1 protein-coding gene is annotated in these 884 nt (G+C 70.2%); it reads right to left on the minus strand.

Annotation, left to right across the window (positions count from 1 at the left end):
- On the minus strand, positions 1 to 884 hold an 884-nt coding region (locus ABFX54_RS56655; protein ID WP_346115620.1), incomplete at both ends, for a condensation domain-containing protein.

Genomic DNA, 884 nt, shown 5'->3' on the forward strand with positions numbered 1-884 from the left:
TGTCGTTCCACTCCTCCACCACCCGCCGCCACTCACCCACATCAAGCACATCCACCACTTCGACCCGAGCCTGCGGATCGGCGACGAGCAGTTCCAGCACCCGAACGAGCCGCCCCGCGATCCCACTGACCGACGCCAGGTCGAACAGGTCAGCCGCCCCGATCACGGATCCACGCACTCCAGCAGGCGCCCCCTGCGCGTCGAAGACCTCGCCGAGCCGTACCTCCAGGTCGAACTTGGCCACGGACGTCCCACCCGGCAGCCCGCCCGCCCGCACGCCGGGCAGTTCCAGCACGGCCTCCGCCAGGTTCTGCAGGTCGAGCTGCACCTGGAACAGCGGGTGCCGGGCGCGTGACCGGCTCGGAGCGAGTTCTTCCACGAGGCGTTCGAACGGCACGTCCTGGTGGGCGAGAGCCTGGAGGCTCGTCCGGCGCACCCGGGCGAGCACGTCCTGGAAGGTCGGATTGCCGGACAGATCGGTCCGTAGCACCAGCGTGTTGATGAAGAAGCCCACCAGGTCGTCGAGAGCCTCGTCGGTACGTCCCGCGTTGGCCGTTCCGATCGGAATGTCGGTGCCCGCCCCGAGCCGCGACAACAGCACCGCCAACGCCGCCTGGACCACCATGAACGTGGTCACCCGCTCCGCCTTCGCCACCTCGGCCAGCCGGGCGTGGACGTGGGCCGGGATCTCGATCGGCACGCTGTGCCCCTGGTGCGAGGCCGCGGCCGGACGTGACCGGTCGGCGGGCAGTTCCAGCTCCTCCGGGATGCCGGCCAGGGCCTCTCGCCAGTACGCCATCTGCCGGGCGACAAGGCTCTCCGGATCGTCCTCGTCGCCGAGGAGTTCCCGCTGCCAGAGCGCGTAGTCGGCGTACTGGACCGGC

Origin of the sequence: Nonomuraea maheshkhaliensis, assembly GCF_039529435.1 — a bacterium.
GTDB classification, from domain to species: domain Bacteria; phylum Actinomycetota; class Actinomycetes; order Streptosporangiales; family Streptosporangiaceae; genus Nonomuraea; species Nonomuraea maheshkhaliensis.